Annotated in this window: 1 protein-coding gene; it reads left to right on the forward strand. The window is 67.8% G+C overall.

Annotated features, from left to right (window positions below; all coding sequences use genetic code 11):
• A partial coding sequence (locus tag AACH11_RS24755; protein WP_341376965.1) for a transposase occupies positions 1-498 on the forward strand: 498 nt, incomplete at its 5' end.
• Positions 499-550: the final 52 nt, after the last annotated feature.

Consider the following 550-nt stretch of genomic DNA (forward strand, 5'->3'; position numbering starts at 1 on the left):
TTCAACGCCCAACTCGCGGTCGATGCCCAGACGCAGCTCATCGCTGCCGTGGCCATCACCCACAACGGCAGCGACATGGGCCAGATGAGCCCGATGCACAGCAACATCCTGCAGCGCTACGGCGTCACGCCCGAGCACTGGCTGGCCGATGGCGGCTTCACCAAGCTGCAGGCCATTGACGAGTTGACCGTACGCGGCACCCAGCCCGTGCTGCCGCCCCCGCGCAGCCGCAACCCGGACATCGACCGCCTCGCGCCCAAGGACACCGACTCGCCAGCGCAGGCGCAGTGGCGGGAGTTCATGCGCAGCGACTTCGCCAAGGCTTTGTATATCCAGCGCGGAGCCACGGTCGAATGCGCCAACGCGCAACTGCGAAGGCGTGGACTTCACAGGTTCAACGTCTGCGGCATCGCCAAGGCGCGAGCCGTGCTGCTGTGGCACGCCCTGGCGCACAACCTGATGCGCATGCGCAGTCTGAACATCGCGTTCGAGGCCTGAAGCAGGGCGCGCCGGGCGCCCTTGGCCGCCGCACACGCTCGCCAGGCCTTGC

Origin of the sequence: Pseudaquabacterium rugosum (assembly GCF_038066575.1) — a bacterium.
GTDB lineage: Bacteria > Pseudomonadota > Gammaproteobacteria > Burkholderiales > Burkholderiaceae_C > Pseudaquabacterium > Pseudaquabacterium rugosum.